The sequence below is a fragment of the Halalkaliarchaeum sp. AArc-GB genome, from assembly GCF_031432225.1.
Taxonomy (GTDB): Archaea; Halobacteriota; Halobacteria; order Halobacteriales; family Haloferacaceae; genus Halalkaliarchaeum.
In genome coordinates this window covers 89,338-106,511 of record NZ_JAVKGM010000011.1, presented here as the reverse complement: position 1 = coordinate 106,511, position 17,174 = coordinate 89,338, and the positions used below count along the sequence as shown (strand labels likewise).

Here is a 17,174-nt window from a genome sequence, read left to right as displayed (position 1 = left end):
ATGCAAGAGATCGACCACCTTTTCGTTCACTCAACAGCCGACGCTAACGTTCAAAGCTGAGGTGTGTAGATAAGTAACAAACATCATAATAAATGTATTGGTTGGGAGAAATACGACGAGAGCGTGGTAATTGACCGACAGAAATCACCCTGACGCGTGTGTGGCCGCCGCCGGATCGATGGCGAGTTCGTCGGCGACGTTTTCGAGGAGATCACCTTTGATCTCGCGGACGCGGTTTTCGATTTCGGCGACGACCGGGACCGAAAAGGAGCCGTGGATCGTCTCGAGACGCTCCTGTTCCGTCTCGACTCGTTCGCGGAGATACCGGGCACCCCGGCCGTCTTCGTCGGGATCGGGCGCCGGCGTGAGCTTGTTGACGACCAGCCCCGCGACGGTGAGCTCACTCTCCTCGAGCGAGTCGACTGCGCGTCGAGTCTCCCGGATCGACAGCTCGTCGGGGTTGAGCACCAGATGGAATGCGGCGTTCTCGCGGAGCGTCTCCCCGGCGAAGGCGAATCGCTCCTTCCGCTCACGGAGGCGGGCGAGGATCGGGTCGCCCTCCATCATTCGTCTGGCCTGGCGGTCGCCGATCGCGGCGCGTTCGTAGTACTCGATGCTCTTTTCGCGTTTGTGATGCAGGCGGTCGATCCACTTTTCGAGATACTCCGGCAGGGCAAGCAGCCGGAGCGTTCCGCCGGTGGGTGAGGTGTCGAACACCACTCGGTCGTACGGGTCGGATTCGCGCATGACGTCGATGAAGCGGTCGAAAAGTGCTGCCTCGTAGGCGCCGGGGGTGCGGTGGGCCATTTCGAGTTGCATGGTGATCTCGTTTACCATCGCCGGACTGAGCTGCTGTCCGAGCTGTCGGCGGATCTCCTGGCGGTGGCGGTCGACCTCTTCCTCGGGATCGATCTCCATCGCGTGGAGTCCGTCGATCCCGTCGACCGGGGACGGCTCGTCGCCGAACGGCTGGTCGAACACGTCGGCGGTGCTGTGGGCGGGATCAGTCGAGACCAGCAGCGTCTCCAGCCCGGCACGGGCACTCTTGAGCCCGAACGCCGACGAGACCGTAGTCTTGCCGACGCCGCCCTTGCCGCCGAAGAACGTGAACGTCGCCATCAGAAGTGGTACTGCTGTCCTTTCCGTTCGATCAGCGTGTCCCGGTCCCACATCCGGCGCTGCCAGGCCTCGTACTCGTCTTCGAGGTACGGCAGAAACTCCGCCGTGTAGTACGACACCGGGCTCGGGATGCCGAAGGCGTCGGGGAAGCACGCCAGCATGAACGCGTCCTCCAGATCCTCCGCCTCATTTTCGATCTTCTCGTAGGCCGGATGCGTGAGGAGGCCGTGGTACAGCCCCCTGAGCCACTCGTCGAGCGTCTCCAGGAACGCGTCGATACGGGAACGTAGCTCCATATGCCAGCGTATGGACGCCACGTGGTCAAAACTCCTCCGGCGACAGAGGGGCGGGATCGAAACAGTTCGACCGCGCCGACCGCGGCCGTTCCCCTCACTCGAGATGTTCGACGAACTCGACGACGTAGCCGTTCGGATCGCGGACGAAGGCTGCTTTGACGTCGATGTGGTCCATCGTTACGGGTTCGACGACAACCTCGCAGCCGGTCTCGTCGACGGTGTGCTCGTAGGTCGCGTCCGTGTCCTCGACCGCGATCGCGACGTGATCGATGCCGGCTGGCTCCGGAACCTCGTCGCCGTCGGGATCGTGCTTGAACTGGATTTCGGCCCCCGACTCCGTTCCGACGTACACGTTTTCTACCCCGTCGTCGGCGGTGAATCCCCAGACTCGTTCGAGGTCGAGCACGTCGGTGTAGAACGCGAGCGTCGCCTCGAGATCGTCGGTCCAGAGCGCCGTGTGGATGACTTCCATACGTGACCAATTCGGGCCGCTTGCATAACAGTTGAGGTGGCATCAACCGAGAACAGTCGTCGCTAGGGGCACCCGGGAGGTCAAGTAGCTCGGCAATCGATGAGTCTTCAATGACCACGAATGAGATCCCCGTCACGCTGCTCAGCGGAAGTCTGGGAGCCGGCAAGACGAGCACGCTGAATCACCTGCTCGAGAACGCCGGTGACCGACGGATCGCGGTGCTGGTAAACGACATGGGCGAGATCAACGTGGACGCCGAACTGCTCTCTACGGGAACCGACGTCGCTGCCGACGGAGGGGTCGCAGAACTGTCGAACGGCTGTATCTGCTGTGAGCGCCAGGACGACCTGGAGACGGAGGTCGCACGGCTCGCCGACGAACGCGAGTTCGACTACCTGGTCGTCGAGGCGTCGGGAATCAGCGAACCGGAGCCGGTCGCCCGACTGTTCACGACCGCGTCACGGGCGGCGGCCGTCTACGACCTCGACACCCTCGTGACCGTCGTCGACGCGACGCAGTTCCTCGAGACGTTCGGTGACACCGAAACAGTCGAACGGGAAACAGCGCCTGGATCGGAAGACAGGCCCCTCTCGGATCTCCTCGTCGAACAGATCGAAACCGCCAACGTTCTGCTTTTGAACAAGTGTGATCTCGTCGACGAGGAGGAACGCGAACTGGCCGAGGAACTGCTCTCGACGCTCAACCCCGGAGCGAAACTCGTCGGGAGCGTCCACGGGCGGGTCGATCCCGGGGAGATTCTCGCCACCGGTCGCTTCGACCCCGATGACCTCGGCGAGACTGGCGGGGCGCCGACGTTCGAGATCGACCGCCACATGCACGAACATCACGATCACGACCACGATCACGATCACGACCACGACCATGGCCATGTATCACCCGAGCGAACGTACGGAATCACCTCGATCAGTTACCGGCGTCGCCGACCGTTCCATCCGGAACGGCTGTGGGAGTTCGTAACCGACCTCCCGGGAGCGGTCGTCCGCTCGAAGGGGCTGTGCTGGATCGCCGGCAGGGACGACCTGGCGGTGTCGTACAGTCAGGCCGGTCCAACCGTCAGGTTCGAGGCCGTCGGGCCATGGATCGCGGGGCTTCCGGAAATCGAACAGGAGCTGTACCGCGACGGCAACTCGGATCTGCCGTGGGACGACGAACACGGCGACCGCCGGACCGAACTCGTATTCATCGGTCGCGACGTCGACGACGCGGGGATCCCAGACCGCCTCGACGACTGTCTCGTGACCGACGACGAATGGGACGCCGGGGAGTGGGAGACGAGAGAACGGACGGAAACCGGGGCGAGATACCCGGTAGAGACGGGCGAATCCGTCGAGATCGACCGTCGGTGAGCGGCGGCGGAGCCGCCGAAAACGGGGGTGATTACCGAGACACCTGGATCCCCTGGAGCACGAACAGGACGATCACGGCGACGAGGATGGCGTACAGGAACTTCCGGAACCGAACGTCCGCGGGAACTTCCTCGCGAATGGTCGGATTCGCCGTCCACACCAGCCGATAGTACGCGACGGCGACAGAAACTGCGGCGACAGCAACCGAGACCGCGACGGCGACCGCGAGATCGACTCCGAACTCCAGCAGATACACCGGGCCCCAGGCGATCGCGATCGTGGCGGCCAGCAGCGCCGCGACCAGGAACGGCACGGGATCGATCGGCGTCCCCTCGCGGTTCCGGAGCTGCATCGACCGAACGTAGGGAGTTACCCTAAAAAGCGTGTCGTATGCTACCATACAAAGTCGCGCCGTCACCGGAACGAGAGCAGTACGGACGGACGACGCCCAGGTGTGCAAATAGCTCACACATCCGGGAGAAAACTAACTGTTTGGCAGTTGTCTCTCGAATATGGGACTGCTCGACTCGGTGCGGAACCTGTTCTCGGAACCGGCACGGCACCGTCCCTCGGCATCCGAGTCCGTCGGTGCCTACTGGTGTCACGACTGTGACGAACGAATCCCCGGGGGCGACGTCCCGGAGGACGCCGCTCCCGAGTGTCCTTCCTGTGGGGCAGAGATGTCGTTCGAGCGATCGCCCGGGACTGCGAGTTGCGCCTGTTGAGGCGAGAGAGACAATCCTCTCAGCGGACCGCGGTCACCTGACCAGCACGTGCGTGAGGACGACGAGCACCGCCGTCGCGATCAGATACGTCTGTAGCGTGAACTCTGCGGCACCGACGAAATCCAGCCCCACCAGCGCGACGTAGACGAACGCCGCCGACAGGATCACGTTCATCACGAAGTGGACCCGAGGATCTCCCTTTGACGCCATCGGCTCCACGGTCGGTTCGGGCGGCCTTAAACCTCCGTCCGTCATCCGCCGACCGCGAACAGTCGGTGCAGTCAAGGGGAGCATGGCCGTAGCTCCGGACGTGACCAAACGATGAACGTCATCGAGGAGGGCAACGGCGAACTGGTGGGGTGGGAACACCCCGACGACGCCAGGGAGTGGATGGCCGAAGAGAAGTCCCGGGCGTTCGAGGACAAGCGGATGACCGCCGCAGAGGCGGTCGAAGCGTACATCGAGGACGGCGACCTGATCGCCGGTGGGGGCTTTGGCCACGTGAGGATCTCGACGCCGATCCTCCACGAGATCATCCGCCAGGACGTAGCCGACCTCGTCGTCTCGGGCAAGACCGCCGTCTTCGATCTCGACCTGCTGATCGGCGCGGGACAGGTCGCAGGCGTCGAGGTCGCCTACTCGTTCGGCCACGAGACGCGGGGGCTCGCCCCCGCCTCCCGGCGGAAGATCGAAGGTGGGGAAGTCAAGGTCCTCGCCGAGGCGAGCAACGGCGCGCTCCAGTGGCGCTTCCTCGCAGCCAGTATGGGGATCCCGTTCGTCCCGGCCCGGATCATGTCGGGGACAGACACCTTCGAGAAGAGCTCCGCGAAGGTCGTCGAGGACCCCTGGACCGGCGATCCGGTGACGCTGCTTCCGGCCTGTTATCCCGACGTCGCGTCGATCCACGTCTCGAAGGCAGACAGATACGGAAATGCAGTGATCGACGGAATCGCCGTCGAGGACCCGCAGCTCGCGGGGGCGGCGAAGCGACTGATCGTCACCGCAGAGGAGATCGTCGACACCGAGGAACTCCGGGCAGATCCAGACGCGACCGACATCCCGTTCTTCCAGGTCGACGCCGTCGTCGAGGCGCCCTACGGGAGCCATCCCGGGGAGATGCCCCGCCAGTACTACTTCGACGAGGCGCACCTCGCCGAGTGGATCGAGCTGTCGGAAACCGATGCAGGCGCCCGGGAGTACCTGGAGCGATACATCATCGGCACCGACGACTTCCAGGAGTACCTGGAAACGATCGGCGGGGAGGAGAAACTCGCCGAACTTGAAGCGATCGAACAGTACGAACGAGAAGCCGACTACCCGTGGGCGTGAACGCATGACCGACGCGTACACCGACACCGAACTGCTGACGACGGTCGCATCGAAGATCCTCGAGGACGAAAGCACCGTGATGGTCGGCACCGGGATGCCGATGCTGGCGGCGATGTTGGCCCAGCGCACCCACGCTCCGGACGTCACCCTCGTCTACGAGGCGGGCGGGATCGGTGCCGACGCCCCCGCACTTCCCGTCTCGGTGGGCGACGAGCGCACCTTCCACCGGGCGCTGACGGCGGCGGGCATGCACGAGGTGATGTCGTACGGCCAGGCGGGGCTGATCGACTACGGCTTCCTCGGGGGGGCACAGATCGACCGCTACGGCAACCTCAACTCCACCGTCATCGGCGACTGGGAGTCGCCGACGGTCCGGTTTCCCGGCAGCGGCGGTGCCAACGACATCGGCTCGTGGGCCAACGAAACGATCATCGCGATGCGGCAACGCGAGGAATCGTTCGTCGAGGAGCTGGACTTCCGGACGACACCCGGTTACCTCGACGGCCCGGGCGCCCGCGAGGAGGCCGGCCTCCCCAGCGACACCGGTCCGAGTCGGGTGATCACCCAGCTGGGCGTCTACCGGTTCGACGAGGAAACCCGGGAGATGACGCTGGACGCACTGCATCCGGGCGTCGATCTCGAGGAGATCCACGAAAACAGCGGCTTCGAGATCCACGTCCCCGACGACTACGGCCGGAGTCCGGAGCCGACCGACGAGGAACTTCGCCTGCTGCGCGAGGAGCTCGATCCGCGCGGGATAATTCGGTAGGGGTGCTGGACGCCCTGTCGGCTTCGAGCACCCGCCCCGCGGTGGCGCCGCGAGGTCGTTATTTCCGGGGCGCTTCGCGTTCCTCGAGGTCGATCATCCGCTGAGCGAACGACTGGGGATCCTCGTCGTGGTACTCCCAGATGGTGATGTCGGCGTTGCGCACGTCGTCGACCCGAGGATGTTCGCCGCTGGTGAGCCACGTCCAGTCGGCCATTCCGGGATACATGAGCGGGATCGTGTACGTCTCGATGTCGTCCCAGTCCGGTTCGCCCTCGACCTCCTCGGCGACGAGTTCGGTGTTGCCGAGGTTGGCGCTCTCGCCGTAGTACTCCGGTTCGGTCCCGAGCCCGAGCTTGTACGGGTACGCGACCCAGTGCCAGCGCTGGGAGGCACCGTGGTGGATCGCCGGCGCCCACGTGTACACGCCACCCGATTCGACCGGCATGTCGTCGACGTACCCCGTGTCGAGTTCCCGGCGTATCTCGACGGTCCAGGTGCCGTCCGACCAGTCGCCCTCGGCGGGCCAGGACGCACCGGCCTCCGTCGGTTCCCGAAGCGGCCGGCGGGGGATCATCGCGCCGTCCCATTCGGCGACGTCCGGGTCGAACTCGACCATGTTCTCGTCTTCGATCAGCGCGTACGTTTCGGGCTCGTCGACGGCGGGCATGTCCTCCCTGTTGGGCGACCCGTCGTCGTGGACGACGTCGGCCCGGTCGATCGCACCGCCTTCGAGGACGTCGGGATCGAACATGTACTCCGGGCCGGTTTCGGGATCCCAGCCCTGGCTGCCGAACGTGTCTTGACCGGTGACGTTACCGTGCCGGTAATCCAGGACGTGGTGGTTCGTTCCGTACCCCACGGGGTTACTCCGGTGGGCTCGCCAAAACGGGAAGTCGATGTACTCGCCGTTTTCGAGCATCTCCTGGAGTTCCGACTCGGACTTCGGTTCGTCCCACGAATGCTCCCACCACTCGCCCTCGCGGGACTGGGGAATGAACTTCCGCATGTCGCTGCGACCGAGGCCCTCATCCCCGAAGTGTGGGTGGTTGACGACGGCTTCCTCCGTGGCTGCCCCGGGGAGTGTTCGGACACCCTCCATGACAGTTATCCAGCCACCGAAGTTCTCGAACTCCTGGAGGGATCCGTCGTGCCACATGAAGCTGAGTCGGTCTTCGTAGTAGCCTTCGTGGTGGTCGGCGTAGCCGTAATCGGGGTCGAGCACCCACGGATCCCAGTCGGCGAGGCGCTTCCATTCGCCCTCGTCCCCGTCGTAGTAGATCATGTCGTGGATCCACCCGCCGGGATCGGGCTGTTCCCACTGGAACCGGAAGATGATTTCCTCGTCGTTGAAGGCGATCTGAACGTCGATCGGCTTCACGAGTTCCTTCGGCGCGACGTCCGACTGAAACGTCTCCATCGCGGAATAATCGAGGGGATACTCCGGCTCAGGTTCCTCCGGCGTCGGCGTGGGTGTCTCCTCGTCCGGCGTCGGCGTGGGTGTCTCCTCGTCCGGCGTCGGCGTGGGTGTCTCCTCGTCCGGCGTCGGCGTGGGCTCCTCGTCGTCGAATATCCCCAGACAGCCCGCCACTGCAACGGTGCTCGCGCCGCCGATCGCGCCGAGCAACCTTCGGCGGTGGATCTCGGAGGACCCCCGTGGCATCGTGAACTGTCCGCCCAGTTCGGCTTCGATCTCGGCGGCTTCCTCGTCGTCGATCTGACCGGAATCGGCCGCGGGGTGATCTTCATCCATGAAGGGGTACAAGTAAAGGCAGGGCATACCATTTTTGGTAAGGATAACAGAAATTGTACAACACTTGCAGGAAAATGCGACCCTTTTTGCCGGCGTTGGAGACACCGGCAGGTCCTGACCCGGCCTCGATGGTTTAGGAGGGACCCCGTCGTAGAGAGGGCTATGCCAGAAGACTCGGACGGCTACCGGTTCGACACCAGAAGCGTTCACGACGGCGAAACGCCCGACCCCGCGACCAACGCTCGGGCGCCGCCGATCCACCAGACGACGTCGTACGTCTTTGACGACGCCGATCACGCAGCCCGACTGTTCGCGCTCGAGGAGGAAGGGTTCATCTACAGTCGTCTTTTGAACCCGACCGTCGCCCGGCTGGGCGAAAAGCTCGCCTCGCTGGAGGGGGCCGTCGGCGCGGTCCCGACCGCGTCCGGGATGGCCGCACTGGACCTGGCGACGTTCCTGCTCGCGGAATCGGGCGACAACATCGTCACCGCCTCGTCGCTGTACGGCGGGACCTACACGTACTTCACCCACTCGGTGGAACGGCGGGGGATCGAGACCCGGTTCGTCGACACCCTCGATTACGGGGCCTACGAGGAGGCGATCGACGAGGACACCGCCTACCTCCACTGTGAGACGATCGGCAACCCCGCGCTGGACACGCCGGACCTCCAGCGGCTCGCCGACATCGCCCACGAACACGGGATCCCCTTCTTCGTCGACAACACCTTCGCGACGCCGGTGCAGTGCCGACCCCTCGAGCACGGCGCCGACCTCGTCTGGGAATCGACGACGAAGTGGATCCACGGCGCCGGCTCGACGATCGGCGGAGTGCTCGTCGACGGCGGGTCGTTCCCGTGGGAAGAGTACGCCGACGACTACCCGGAGATCGCCCAGTCGAACCCGGCGTATCACGGCGTCAACTTCGCCGAGCGGTTCGGCGACGCCGCCTTTACCTACGCCGCGATCGCCCGTGGCCTCCGAGACATCGGCAGCGCCCAGTCCCCGTTCGACGCGTGGGTGACTCTACAGAAGCTCGAGACGCTGCCGCTACGGATCCAGCGCCACGTCGAGAACGCGCAGGCCGTCGCGGAATACCTCTCCGAGCACCCGGAGGTGTCGTGGGTGAACTACCCCGGGCTGGAGAGCCACCCAACCCACGAGGAGGCCACGGAGTATCTCGACGGCTACGGAAGCATGATCACGTTCGGCCTGGAGGACGGGTACGAAGCCGCCAGAACCACCGTCGAATCGACGGAATTGGCATCGCTGCTCGCGAACGTCGGTGACGCGAAGACGCTCGTGATCCACCCAGCGAGCACCACTCACCAGCAGCTTTCGGAGGAAGAACTCGAGGCGGCGGGCGTTACCGACGACATGGTCAGACTGTCGGTCGGCATCGAGGATCCCCAGGACATCATCGAGGACCTCGAACGCGCCATCGAGGCGGCGACGTCGTAGCGACACGAGGGTTCATTCGAAATCGGCGCCGTTCTCGGCACCGTGTTCGTCGGCCTCGGCGGCCGCCCGAACCGCCCCTGCCGCGAGCTGTGCCACCCGGATCGGCTCGGGGATGCCGCTGTCGTGGGTCACCGTGCGGGCGATCTCGGCGGCCCGCTTTTCGCTACAGCCGACCGCCCGAACGTATAGACGGTTATCCCCGATGTCGACGGCTCGTCTCGGCGGGAGGTTGCGGTAGATCCGGAGCCGTTCTTCGAGGTCGTTCCCCGAAAAATGTTCGCGAAGTGCCGGCTCGAGGCCGGGGCTCGACTCGAAGGAGACCGAAAGCACCGGCCGATCGACGGCGTCGTGGATCCGATCGAGGTCGTAGAGGTTGAACCACGCGGGAGCGACCCCCGACAGCAGAAGCAGCCGGCAGTCCTCGCGGTCGAGTCGATCGAAGAGCAAAAGAACGGACTCCGTGGCGTCCAGCCCGCCGACGGTGCAACGTGCGACCCCGAATCCGTCGACGATCCGGTCGGCGCGGACGAGCGCGCCCGCGAGGTAACTCCGCGCTGCGGCGTCGGAGGCGGCGATCCCCAGCAGCCGGGCGCCGGGTTTCATCCCCAGGGTTTACTCCCCGGCGCTCACTCGCCTTTGATCTCCTTGAGCCGGTCGAGGAGTTCGTCGTTGGACGCTTCGAACTCGAACTCGACGCTTCCCTCGTGGTTGTTCTCCGCGGTTTGAACGCCGCCAGAATCGTCGAAGTCGGCATCGAGGTTCTGGTTCTCCTGTTCGGATTCGTCGTAGCTCCCGAAGCCCATACAGACAGATATATCCGTCCCATACGGAAAAATCTCCCGCCCGTTTTTTGACATGTATTCCGGCGCCCGTCTCCGCGACATCGACCCGCGCGATCCCGGCCGCTGGCTTTTCCTCGGAGGCGCCCGATCGGCCGGTATGGATCCGATCACGGTCACCGACGGCGCCGAACGGTTCACCTGCAACGCCTACCTCCTGACGGAGGGGACGACGACGCTCGTGGACGTCGGGACCGTCCTCGGCGTCGAGGACGTCGTCGCCGACCACGTCGAGGAACTCGATCGGGTGGTGCTTACCCACCAGCATGGCGATCACGTCGCGGAACTCGACGCCGTGCTCGACCGGTTCGATCCGGACTGTTACGCCTACGCTGACCATCCCCGGCGAACCCACGCGATCGGGGACGGCGACGAGATCGAACTCGGCACCGAGACCGCCGAGGTCGTCTACACCCCGGGACACGCCGACGATCACGTCTCTCTGGTCGGCGCGACCGCCCTGTTCAGCGGCGACGTCGTCGTCTACAACGACGGCGCATTCGACGACGGCTCGTTCGGCCGGACGGACATGGCCGGCCAGTCCCGGGAGCGACTGATCGAGAGCCTGGAGACGCTGCTCGATCGCCTGCCCGACACCGTGACCACGATGTACGCCGGCCACGGAGACCCCTTCGAGGCGAGTTCGGCCGGCGATTCCGTCAGGGACGTGATCGAACGAGCGCTGCGGCGGGCAAAGCGGCGCGAGCCGAAATATCCCGACGAGTGACCTCCAGGGGGCGACCGACTATCGGTCCTCGAACACGAACGTCCGGAGGCCGAACTCGACGGCCTGTTCCCGGGATATCGAAGCGCCCCTGTGGGCGATCACGCCGTCCTCGAGGACGGCAAAGGAATCCCCGACCGACAGGGCGAACCCGAGATCGTGGGTAGCGATTACGACGGTGATGTCCGCCTCACGGATCCGCTGGATGTCCTCGGAGAGCCGGGCACAGCCGTCGCCGTCGAGCCCCAGCGTGGGCTCGTCCAACAGCAGATAGTCGGGTTCCATCGCGAGCACGCCCGCCAGCGACGCCCGCTTCTTTTCACCCCCGCTCAGCTGGTTGCAGAGACGGTCCTCGTACCCCTCGAGTCCGAGGGTTTCAAGCGCTGACTCGACCCGATCGGACGGGTCGACGCCGAGGTTTTCCGGACCGAACGCGACGTCCCCCCCGACGGTCGGGGCCACGAGCTGATCCTCCGGGTTCTGAAAGAGGTAGCCGACCCGCCGCCGCAGCGATCGGAGGCTCCCCCTGTCGTAGCTCACGCGATCGCCGTCGACGTAGACGGCACCGCTGTCCGGTTCGAGCAGCCCGTTGAACTGGCGGAGCAGCGTCGACTTGCCGGCGCCGTTGCGCCCGAGCAGGACAGTCACCTCGCCGCCGGCCGCCCGGAAGTCGACGCCCTCGAGGATCGGCGCCGTCTCGTAGGCGAACTCGAGGCCCCTCGCCTCGATCGTCATGGGACCACCGTCACGATCAACGCCCCGAGGACGACGGCCGCGTAGCCGTGACCGCAACTGTTGTACTCGCCGGTCGGCATCCGGCCGTCGTACCCGCGCGCCTGCATGGCGTCATCCAGCCGCTCGGCGCGGTCGAGCGATCGAACCAAAAGCGACCCGGCGATCAGTTTCGTCGATCGGACGGTCGTCCCGCGGTCCAGGAAGCCGAGCCGGGCGGCGGCGGCCGCCCGGAGCCGATCGGCCTCCTCCAGGAGGAGCTGGATGCCTCGATACACGAGCAGCGACATCTCCACGACGAACGCGGGAAGCCGGAGCCGCCGCAGCGCCGCGAACAGCTCCGGAACGGGGGTGGTGGAAACGAGGAACCCGAGCACCGAAAGCGACGCCAGGGACCGCAAGCCGGTATTCAGTGCCGTCTCGATCCCGCTTTCGGTAACCGAGACGAACCAGAACTCCGCGAGCGTCTCTCCGCCCGGCGTCACGATCAGGACGACCGCGAGTCCGGGGACGAGAAACGTCACCGGCACGGCGAACAGCCGCAGCGCGTGACTGCCGGCGGCGTGATAAGCGAGCCCCGTGAAGGCGATCACACACGCGACCTGCGTCGTTCGAACGGGGCTGGCTACCGCCAGCGCCAGCGCGAGCAGCGCGACGTACACCTTCAGCGGCCCGTCGATGGCCGGCGACGACGTCACCTGTACCCGTTCCAGCGTCTCGTGCATTGAGATGGTTCCTGATGTGGTTGATTGTCTGCTGCGTTTTACGCCCGATCGTCGTCGACGAGCCGCCGCGATCCGAGGACGTAGCCGATCACCAGCGCGCCGATGCCGACCTGCAGGCTAAACAGAAGCGACTCGATCTCGTGGCTCGGCGGCTCCAACAGGGGGGAGATCCAGGGTTCGAACTCCGGGTTCTCCGCTTCGATCTGGTGTTCGACCTCGTGATCGGTTCCCTCCCAGTCGCCGGCGATAAAGCCCGTGCTCGCGATCAACGCGACGAGCAGCACCACACCGAAAGCCAGTGCGAGCGCCGGCCGCTTCATGCCGGCACCTCAAGGCGGCTCTTGACGTCGGTTTTGACCTCGGCGAGATAGCCGATCACGCCGGCCGCGATTGCGCCTTCGACGAACGCGATCGGAACCTGGGTGATCGCGAACACGGCCGCGAAGTTGACCGCGGCCGCGAGAACGCCGGCGAGTCCCTCGCCAGCCGGGAAGGCGATCGCGAGCTGCCCCGCGGTGACGAGGTAGGTCACCAGGTTCGCCACCACGGCCGCGAGGAACGTCGATCGCGCGATCGTTGTCCGCCGCCGAGCGAGCAGAAACACCAACCACGCCGCCGTCGGCCCGACGATCCCCATCGAGAAGACGTTCGCTCCGAGGGTAGAGATCCCGCCGTGGGCCAGCAGCAGCGCCTGATACAGGAGCACGATCGTCGAAAGGAACGCTGTCACCGCCGGCCCGAAGAGCACTACTGCGAGCCCGGTTCCCGTCGGATGGGACGTACTCCCCACGATGGAAGGAATCTTCAGCGCGGAGAAGACAAAAATGAACGCCGCCACGACGGCGAGCAAGGCCTTCGCGTCCCGCCGATCCGAGACGATTCTCCACGTGCGATACGCGCCGTACGCGACCACCGGGGCCGCCAGTACGTACCAGAGTACCGCCCAGTGGGGTGGCAAGAAGCCTTCCATTATGTGCATGAGTAGCCTCTAGGACGGAGTTCACGGAAACGGATTAAATCAATTTCGATTTCATTAACTCAATGGAGCTTGTTTCAGTGAGGGAGATCCGAGCTGCAGACCTACCCGGGAACGAATACAAGTAGATTGAAGTTACTTCAAATAAGCCTTATCTACTAATGGACGATCAGAAATCCCAGGTTACCCCCGAGCCCGATGGTGATCTCGACGATAACGCCCCCGGCGAAGGGCCGTCGTTTCCGGTACCACCGGCGATCCCGAACCGGGCACGCGCGGAGCCGGGGACGGTGTATCTGATCGGGGCCGGGCCTGGGGATCCCGACTTGCTTACGGTGCGTGCGCGGTACCTGATCGAGACCGCGGACGTGATCCTTCACGACGCGCTCGTCCGGGAGACGCTCGTCGACTGTCTGCCGTCGTCCGCGACCGTGCTCGACGTCGGCAAGCGGGTCGACCACAAGACCCCCCAGGAACAGATCAATCGACTGATGGCCGCCCACGCCGACGACGGCGACTCGGTCGTTCGCCTGAAGGGAGGCGATCCGTTCGTCTTCGGACGCGGGGGCGAGGAGGCCCAGTATCTCGCAAAGCGGCGGATTCCCTTCGAGATCGTGCCCGGTATTTCCAGTGCGACCGCAGCGCCCGGGATCGCGGGGATCCCGCTCACCCATCGGGAAGTCTCCTCGCGGTTCACCGTCATCACCGGCCACGAGACCCCCGAAAAGGAGGAGAGCACCCTCGAGTGGGACGCGCTCGCCCGCCACGTCGGCGGCGGCGGCACGCTCGTGATCCTGATGGGCGTGCGGACGCTCGACCGGAACGTGCGGGCGCTGCAGGCCAACGGTCTCGACGGCGACATCCCGGTCGCGGTGATACAGAAGGCCAGCTGGGAGGCGCAACACGTCGTCCGGGCGAGCCTGGATTCGGTCGTCGACCGCGTCGAGGAGTCGGAGATCGGCTCGCCCGCGACGGTCGTGATCGGGGACGTGATCGAGGTGTACGACGACATCGACGGAAGCTTGCGCGAGTTCGAGCCCGCGTGAAACTCGAAGGAGAGTAAACGACATGCTACCGCTGTTTCACGACTTCGAGGGCAGGTCGGTGGTGATCGTCGGCGGCGGCCGGGTCGCGCTCCGCAAAGCGCGGACGTTCGCCACCGAGGCCGACGTGACCGTCGTCGCCGACGCGTTCGTGGACGGGCTCGACGAGGTCGATTGCGAACGTCGACGGCGGCGGCTGGAACCCGACGAGGCCGACGAACTCCTCGCGAGCGTGGAGGGAGATCTCTTCCTCGTGATCCCCGCAACCGACGACCGGACGCTCAACGATGCGATCGCGAGGGCGGGCCGAAAGGCGGGCGCGCTGGTGAACCGCGTCGACGAGCGCGGCGACACGGTCACGCCGGCCCGGGCCGAGTCGGGACCGCTCACCGTCGCCATCTCGACGGGGGGCAAAAGCCCCGCAGTGGCGCGACATCTCCGACGCGAGATCGAGCCGCTCCTCGACCGGACCGAACCGATGGTCGGGCTCCAGGCCGACCTCCGCGACCGACTCGACGACGATCCCGACCTGTCGGCAAAACAGCGTCGGCAAGCGCTCCGCCGCATCATCGACGACGACGGCGTCTGGCGGGCGCTCGAAGACGGGCGGTACGACGACGCCAGAGGTCGTGCACTCGAAGCAGCCGAGATCGCCTCGACGGAATGAAGAACCGAGAATGAAAACAGAGTTTCTATACATCAAACGGAATTGTTTTTAAGCATGGTTCGAACTGTACGTCCGATGGCCGAACTCTCGTTGCCACACGAGGCGGACGCCGGGCCGACGAAGCCGGAGGTCCGCGCGGTGGCGATTTCGAAGCTCGCGGTGCGGCCCACGGATCACGTCGCCGAGGTCGGGGCGTGTACGGGCGCCGTAACGGTGGAACTGGCGCGCCGGGCGGCGGCCGTGACCGCGCTGGAACGGAACTCCGAACGGCTCGACGCCGCGCGGGGGAACCTGGCGGCGAACGACTACGACGCCGACGTGACCCTGCGGGAGGCGGAAGCGCCCGACGGCCTCCCCGAAGACGCCGACGCGCTGTTCCTGGGCGGGAGCCGGAACGCCGAGGCGGTGCTGGATCACGCCGTCGAGACGGGCGTCGAGCGGATCGTAATGAACGTCTGTCGGATCGAAACCGCCGCGAGGATGATCGAGGCGTTCCGGTCGCGGGACCTGCTCGCGGAGACGATCCAGCTCCAGGTGAGCAGAGGATACGACCTCGCCGGCGAAACCGGGTTGTCGGCCGAGAACCCGGTGTTCGTGATCGTCGGTCGCGGCGGCGGAGCGAGCGACGAACTCGCCGACAACCAGGCGAGTGGAGGAAACGAACGGTGACGGTGTACGGTATCGGACTTGGCCCCGGCGACGCCGACCTGCTCACGATCGAGGGGAAACGACTGCTCGAGAACGCAGACACCGTCTACGCGTCGGGTGAGCTCTCGCAGTCGATCACCGTCGAGCACGTCCCGGCATCGACGATCGAGGAGCTTTCGTTCCCGATGACCGACGACGACGAGCAGTTGCGCCGGGCCTGGCGGACAGCCGCCCGGCGGGTCGCCGAGGCGAACCGGACGGGCGACGTCGCGGTGGTCACCCTCGGGGATCCGAACGTCTACTCCACGTTCGGCCACCTCCGCCGGACGCTGGAGGCGCTGCACCCGGACGTCGAAATCGAGGTGATCCCCGGCGTCAGCGCCGCGACCGCGTTCGCGAGCGCCCTCGGCGTCGAGATCGAAACCGGCTCGGAGATCACTCTCCGGGAGGCGATGGACGGGGCGGCGCCGGTCGGCCCGGACCGGCTGGTGCTGTTCAAAGTCACCGACCCGGAAGCGACGGCGGAGAAGCTGACCGAGGCGGGCTACGACGTCCGGTTCGGCCGGCGGCTGTTCATGGAGGGAGAGACAGTGATAACTGACGATCCTGCAGATCTGACCGACGGGGAGTACTTCACGCTCGCGTACGCCGAAAAACGCGATCTCGACAGGGAGTTCCGGACCGAGGAGTTCCGAACCGAGAAGTCTCGGACCGACGAGTTCCGAACCGAGATGTCTCGGTCGGAGGGACAGCGATGATCGACGAGGATCGGGAGGGGATCCCGTTCGTGGGCGCAGGCCCCGGGGATCCGGAGCTTCTGACCGTCGCCGGCAGGCGGCTGCTCGAGGGGGCCGACCTGGTCGTCCACGCGGGGTCGCTGGTCAACGGCCAGCTGCTCGAGGAGTACTGTGAGGGCGCCCGGACAGTGAACTCCGCGGGCAAGGACCTCGAGGAGTTGATCCCGCTGATGGCCGACGCCTACGAGGCGGGGGAGACGGTCGTCAGGCTCCACAGCGGCGACCCGTCGATCTACGGCGCCGCGGTCGAGCAGATGGACGCGCTCGCCGAGCGCGGGATCCCGAGCTATCTCGTGCCCGGCGTCACCGCGGCCTTCGCCGCGAGCGCGACGCTCGGCACCCAGCTCACGCTGCCCGAGGTCTCGAACCACGTTGTCATCACCCGCCCCCAGGGGCGGACCCTCGACGCCGAGAACGACCACATCACCGAGTTCGTCGACATGGGGGACGTGACGACCTGCGTCTATCTGGGCACCCACGCCGTCAGGGAGACGATGGACCGGCTGCTCGAGGACGGCCAAGAGCCCGACACCCCGGTCGCGGTCGTGTATCACGCCTCCTGGCCCGACGAGGACGTCATCACGGGCACGATCGACACCATCGCCGACCGGGTCGAGGAGGCCGGCTACCGTGCCTCCGCGCTGGTGGTGATCGGCGAGGCGGTCACCGGATCGGGGTACGAGCGATCCCACCTCTACGGCGGGTGGGCAAAGGGCGAACACGACTGGGAGGACTGAT

The 17,174-nt window shown here is 65.7% G+C and carries 23 protein-coding genes; 11 read left to right on the top strand and 12 right to left on the bottom strand.

Going from position 1 to position 17,174, the window contains the following annotated elements:
• Window positions 1-144: 144 nt before the first annotated feature.
• The 3 genes from RH858_RS11505 to RH858_RS11495 form a co-directional block, all read right to left on the bottom strand.
• Window positions 145-1,119 (bottom strand): ArsA family ATPase, encoded by a 975-nt coding sequence (locus RH858_RS11505; RefSeq protein ID WP_259534261.1) that lies wholly within the window; start codon window positions 1,117-1,119, stop codon window positions 145-147.
• A complete protein-coding gene (locus RH858_RS11500) occupies window positions 1,119-1,415 on the bottom strand; it encodes a hypothetical protein (protein WP_259534260.1) in 297 nt (98 codons plus the stop codon). The genes RH858_RS11505 and RH858_RS11500 overlap by 1 nt, the downstream gene beginning before the upstream one ends.
• Before the next feature lie 94 nt (window positions 1,416-1,509).
• Window positions 1,510-1,887: a VOC family protein gene (locus RH858_RS11495; protein ID WP_259534259.1), complete on the bottom strand. Its 378-nt coding sequence runs from the start codon at window positions 1,885-1,887 to the stop codon at window positions 1,510-1,512.
• A 110-nt stretch (window positions 1,888-1,997) separates the two neighbouring features.
• Here RH858_RS11495 and RH858_RS11490 point away from each other — a divergent pair, with 110 nt between their 5' ends.
• Window positions 1,998-3,254 (top strand): GTP-binding protein, encoded by a 1,257-nt coding sequence (locus tag RH858_RS11490; protein WP_310561930.1) that lies wholly within the window; start codon window positions 1,998-2,000, stop codon window positions 3,252-3,254.
• Window positions 3,255-3,285: 31 nt separating this feature from the next.
• On the opposite strand, the gene RH858_RS11485 is transcribed toward RH858_RS11490, so the two are convergent.
• Window positions 3,286-3,606, bottom strand: coding sequence for a hypothetical protein (locus RH858_RS11485; protein WP_259534257.1), 321 nt, complete (start codon window positions 3,604-3,606; stop codon window positions 3,286-3,288).
• 160 nt (window positions 3,607-3,766) lie between these two features.
• Between RH858_RS11485 and RH858_RS11480 the strand changes: the two genes are divergently transcribed.
• A complete protein-coding gene (locus tag RH858_RS11480) occupies window positions 3,767-3,979 on the top strand; it encodes a hypothetical protein (RefSeq protein ID WP_259534256.1) in 213 nt (70 codons plus the stop codon).
• A 33-nt stretch (window positions 3,980-4,012) separates the two neighbouring features.
• Here the strand turns inward: RH858_RS11480 and RH858_RS11475 are convergent, their stop codons facing one another.
• Window positions 4,013-4,189 (bottom strand): hypothetical protein, encoded by a 177-nt coding sequence (locus RH858_RS11475; RefSeq protein WP_310561929.1) that lies wholly within the window; start codon window positions 4,187-4,189, stop codon window positions 4,013-4,015.
• A gap of 111 nt (window positions 4,190-4,300) precedes the next feature.
• Here RH858_RS11475 and RH858_RS11470 point away from each other — a divergent pair, with 111 nt between their 5' ends.
• Both RH858_RS11470 and RH858_RS11465 read left to right on the top strand, forming a co-directional pair.
• Window positions 4,301-5,308: a CoA-transferase gene (locus tag RH858_RS11470; protein ID WP_310561928.1), complete on the top strand. Its 1,008-nt coding sequence runs from the start codon at window positions 4,301-4,303 to the stop codon at window positions 5,306-5,308.
• 4 nt (window positions 5,309-5,312) lie between these two features.
• A complete protein-coding gene (locus tag RH858_RS11465) occupies window positions 5,313-6,077 on the top strand; it encodes a CoA-transferase (protein ID WP_310561927.1) in 765 nt (254 codons plus the stop codon).
• A 58-nt stretch (window positions 6,078-6,135) separates the two neighbouring features.
• On the opposite strand, the gene RH858_RS11460 is transcribed toward RH858_RS11465, so the two are convergent.
• On the bottom strand, window positions 6,136-7,827 hold the full coding sequence (locus tag RH858_RS11460; protein WP_310561926.1) for an ethylbenzene dehydrogenase-related protein: 1,692 nt from the start codon (window positions 7,825-7,827) through the stop codon (window positions 6,136-6,138).
• Window positions 7,828-7,989: 162 nt separating this feature from the next.
• On the opposite strand from RH858_RS11460, the gene RH858_RS11455 reads away from it, so the two are divergent.
• The gene (locus RH858_RS11455; protein ID WP_310561925.1) at window positions 7,990-9,285 is read left to right on the top strand and encodes an O-acetylhomoserine aminocarboxypropyltransferase/cysteine synthase family protein; all 1,296 of its coding nucleotides are present in this window, start codon (window positions 7,990-7,992) and stop codon (window positions 9,283-9,285) included.
• 12 nt (window positions 9,286-9,297) lie between these two features.
• Here RH858_RS11455 and RH858_RS11450 read toward each other — a convergent pair whose 3' ends face one another.
• On the bottom strand, window positions 9,298-9,888 hold the full coding sequence (locus RH858_RS11450; RefSeq protein WP_310561924.1) for a DUF99 family protein: 591 nt from the start codon (window positions 9,886-9,888) through the stop codon (window positions 9,298-9,300).
• A gap of 23 nt (window positions 9,889-9,911) precedes the next feature.
• Window positions 9,912-10,088 (bottom strand): DUF5786 family protein, encoded by a 177-nt coding sequence (locus RH858_RS11445; protein ID WP_259534250.1) that lies wholly within the window; start codon window positions 10,086-10,088, stop codon window positions 9,912-9,914.
• Window positions 10,089-10,224: 136 nt separating this feature from the next.
• Between RH858_RS11445 and RH858_RS11440 the strand changes: the two genes are divergently transcribed.
• Window positions 10,225-10,851: an MBL fold metallo-hydrolase gene (locus RH858_RS11440; RefSeq protein ID WP_310561923.1), complete on the top strand. Its 627-nt coding sequence runs from the start codon at window positions 10,225-10,227 to the stop codon at window positions 10,849-10,851.
• An 18-nt stretch (window positions 10,852-10,869) separates the two neighbouring features.
• Here RH858_RS11440 and RH858_RS11435 read toward each other — a convergent pair whose 3' ends face one another.
• Genes RH858_RS11435 through RH858_RS11420 form a run of 4 tightly spaced genes read right to left on the bottom strand, consistent with a single transcriptional unit; the run spans window position 10,870 to window position 13,284 of the window.
• On the bottom strand, window positions 10,870-11,583 hold the full coding sequence (locus RH858_RS11435; RefSeq protein ID WP_310561922.1) for an ABC transporter ATP-binding protein: 714 nt from the start codon (window positions 11,581-11,583) through the stop codon (window positions 10,870-10,872).
• On the bottom strand, window positions 11,580-12,305 hold the full coding sequence (gene cbiQ, locus RH858_RS11430; RefSeq protein WP_310561921.1) for a cobalt ECF transporter T component CbiQ: 726 nt from the start codon (window positions 12,303-12,305) through the stop codon (window positions 11,580-11,582). Before cbiQ ends, RH858_RS11435 begins: the two co-directional genes overlap by 4 nt.
• 38 nt (window positions 12,306-12,343) lie before the next feature.
• On the bottom strand, window positions 12,344-12,625 hold the full coding sequence (locus RH858_RS11425; protein WP_310561920.1) for an energy-coupling factor ABC transporter substrate-binding protein: 282 nt from the start codon (window positions 12,623-12,625) through the stop codon (window positions 12,344-12,346).
• Complete coding sequence (locus RH858_RS11420; RefSeq protein ID WP_310561919.1) at window positions 12,622-13,284, bottom strand: energy-coupling factor ABC transporter permease; 663 nt, start codon at window positions 13,282-13,284, stop codon at window positions 12,622-12,624. Before RH858_RS11420 ends, RH858_RS11425 begins: the two co-directional genes overlap by 4 nt.
• Before the next feature lie 158 nt (window positions 13,285-13,442).
• Between RH858_RS11420 and cobA the strand changes: the two genes are divergently transcribed.
• The 5 genes from cobA to cobM all read left to right on the top strand — a co-directional run bounded on the left by cobA (window position 13,443) and on the right by cobM (window position 17,173).
• Window positions 13,443-14,327 (top strand): uroporphyrinogen-III C-methyltransferase, encoded by an 885-nt coding sequence (gene cobA / locus RH858_RS11415; RefSeq protein ID WP_310561918.1) that lies wholly within the window; start codon window positions 13,443-13,445, stop codon window positions 14,325-14,327.
• A gap of 22 nt (window positions 14,328-14,349) precedes the next feature.
• Window positions 14,350-14,991 (top strand): bifunctional precorrin-2 dehydrogenase/sirohydrochlorin ferrochelatase, encoded by a 642-nt coding sequence (locus tag RH858_RS11410; RefSeq protein WP_310561917.1) that lies wholly within the window; start codon window positions 14,350-14,352, stop codon window positions 14,989-14,991.
• A 75-nt stretch (window positions 14,992-15,066) separates the two neighbouring features.
• Window positions 15,067-15,660, top strand: coding sequence for a precorrin-6Y C5,15-methyltransferase (decarboxylating) subunit CbiT (cbiT, locus tag RH858_RS11405; RefSeq protein ID WP_310561916.1), 594 nt, complete (start codon window positions 15,067-15,069; stop codon window positions 15,658-15,660).
• Complete coding sequence (locus RH858_RS11400; RefSeq protein WP_310561915.1) at window positions 15,657-16,397, top strand: cobalt-factor II C(20)-methyltransferase; 741 nt, start codon at window positions 15,657-15,659, stop codon at window positions 16,395-16,397. Before cbiT ends, RH858_RS11400 begins: the two co-directional genes overlap by 4 nt.
• The gene (gene cobM / locus RH858_RS11395; RefSeq protein WP_310561914.1) at window positions 16,394-17,173 is read left to right on the top strand and encodes a precorrin-4 C(11)-methyltransferase; all 780 of its coding nucleotides are present in this window, start codon (window positions 16,394-16,396) and stop codon (window positions 17,171-17,173) included. Before RH858_RS11400 ends, cobM begins: the two co-directional genes overlap by 4 nt.
• Window position 17,174 lies beyond the last annotated feature (1 nt).

Coding starts and splice junctions, on each gene's coding strand:
- RH858_RS11485 (WP_259534257.1), bottom strand. CDS start 3,606: ATGCAGCTCCGGAACCGCGAGGGGACGCCGATCGATCCCGTGCCGTTC.
- cobM (WP_310561914.1), top strand. CDS start 16,394: ATGATCGACGAGGATCGGGAGGGGATCCCGTTCGTGGGCGCAGGCCCC.
- RH858_RS11465 (WP_310561927.1), top strand. CDS start 5,313: ATGACCGACGCGTACACCGACACCGAACTGCTGACGACGGTCGCATCG.
- RH858_RS11455 (WP_310561925.1), top strand. CDS start 7,990: ATGCCAGAAGACTCGGACGGCTACCGGTTCGACACCAGAAGCGTTCAC.
- RH858_RS11420 (WP_310561919.1), bottom strand. CDS start 13,284: ATGCACATAATGGAAGGCTTCTTGCCACCCCACTGGGCGGTACTCTGG.
- RH858_RS11410 (WP_310561917.1), top strand. CDS start 14,350: ATGCTACCGCTGTTTCACGACTTCGAGGGCAGGTCGGTGGTGATCGTC.
- cbiQ (WP_310561921.1), bottom strand. CDS start 12,305: ATGCACGAGACGCTGGAACGGGTACAGGTGACGTCGTCGCCGGCCATC.
- RH858_RS11495 (WP_259534259.1), bottom strand. CDS start 1,887: ATGGAAGTCATCCACACGGCGCTCTGGACCGACGATCTCGAGGCGACG.
- RH858_RS11425 (WP_310561920.1), bottom strand. CDS start 12,625: ATGAAGCGGCCGGCGCTCGCACTGGCTTTCGGTGTGGTGCTGCTCGTC.
- RH858_RS11445 (WP_259534250.1), bottom strand. CDS start 10,088: ATGGGCTTCGGGAGCTACGACGAATCCGAACAGGAGAACCAGAACCTC.
- RH858_RS11480 (WP_259534256.1), top strand. CDS start 3,767: ATGGGACTGCTCGACTCGGTGCGGAACCTGTTCTCGGAACCGGCACGG.
- RH858_RS11475 (WP_310561929.1), bottom strand. CDS start 4,189: ATGGCGTCAAAGGGAGATCCTCGGGTCCACTTCGTGATGAACGTGATC.
- cbiT (WP_310561916.1), top strand. CDS start 15,067: ATGGCCGAACTCTCGTTGCCACACGAGGCGGACGCCGGGCCGACGAAG.
- RH858_RS11505 (WP_259534261.1), bottom strand. CDS start 1,119: ATGGCGACGTTCACGTTCTTCGGCGGCAAGGGCGGCGTCGGCAAGACT.
- cobA (WP_310561918.1), top strand. CDS start 13,443: ATGGACGATCAGAAATCCCAGGTTACCCCCGAGCCCGATGGTGATCTC.
- RH858_RS11450 (WP_310561924.1), bottom strand. CDS start 9,888: ATGAAACCCGGCGCCCGGCTGCTGGGGATCGCCGCCTCCGACGCCGCA.
- RH858_RS11490 (WP_310561930.1), top strand. CDS start 1,998: ATGACCACGAATGAGATCCCCGTCACGCTGCTCAGCGGAAGTCTGGGA.
- RH858_RS11470 (WP_310561928.1), top strand. CDS start 4,301: ATGAACGTCATCGAGGAGGGCAACGGCGAACTGGTGGGGTGGGAACAC.
- RH858_RS11460 (WP_310561926.1), bottom strand. CDS start 7,827: ATGGATGAAGATCACCCCGCGGCCGATTCCGGTCAGATCGACGACGAG.
- RH858_RS11435 (WP_310561922.1), bottom strand. CDS start 11,583: ATGACGATCGAGGCGAGGGGCCTCGAGTTCGCCTACGAGACGGCGCCG.
- RH858_RS11440 (WP_310561923.1), top strand. CDS start 10,225: ATGGATCCGATCACGGTCACCGACGGCGCCGAACGGTTCACCTGCAAC.
- RH858_RS11500 (WP_259534260.1), bottom strand. CDS start 1,415: ATGGAGCTACGTTCCCGTATCGACGCGTTCCTGGAGACGCTCGACGAG.